The organism is Paenibacillus xylanilyticus (assembly GCF_013359935.1).
GTDB lineage: Bacteria > Bacillota > Bacilli > Paenibacillales > Paenibacillaceae > Paenibacillus > Paenibacillus xylanilyticus.
Window position 1 is genome coordinate 1 of sequence record NZ_JABMCB010000138.1, and the last position, 371, is coordinate 371.

Below are 371 nucleotides of genomic sequence, written 5' to 3' on the forward strand. Positions count from 1 at the left end.
GGCCCACCATTTATACTTTATAATCTAATATGGGGCCATAGCTCAGCTGGGAGAGCGCCTGCCTTGCAAGCAGGAGGTCAGCGGTTCGATCCCGCTTGGCTCCACCAACAAGATTTTATAAGCTTGTTCTTTGAAAACTAGATATCGAAACGAAAATTGCGAATTAGAACATTCCTTTTAGCTGAACTTGTGTCAAAACAAGTTTAATAACTAGTGAAAACTGTATTGCGATGGTATCGAATGGGAGCGACTCTTGGCTTTGCGTAAGCAAAACAAGAGAAGTGAGCAGTCGAAACCGGAGCAACTGGTTAAGCTACTAAGAGCACACGGAGGATGCCTAGGCGCTAGGAGCCGATGAAGGACGTGGCGAA

Annotated in this window: 1 tRNA gene; it reads left to right on the plus strand. The window is 45.8% G+C overall.

From position 1 onward, the window contains the following. The first annotated feature begins 31 nt into the window (after window positions 1-31). A tRNA-Ala gene (locus tag HP552_RS03285) sits at window positions 32-107 on the plus strand. Window positions 108-371 lie beyond the last annotated feature (264 nt).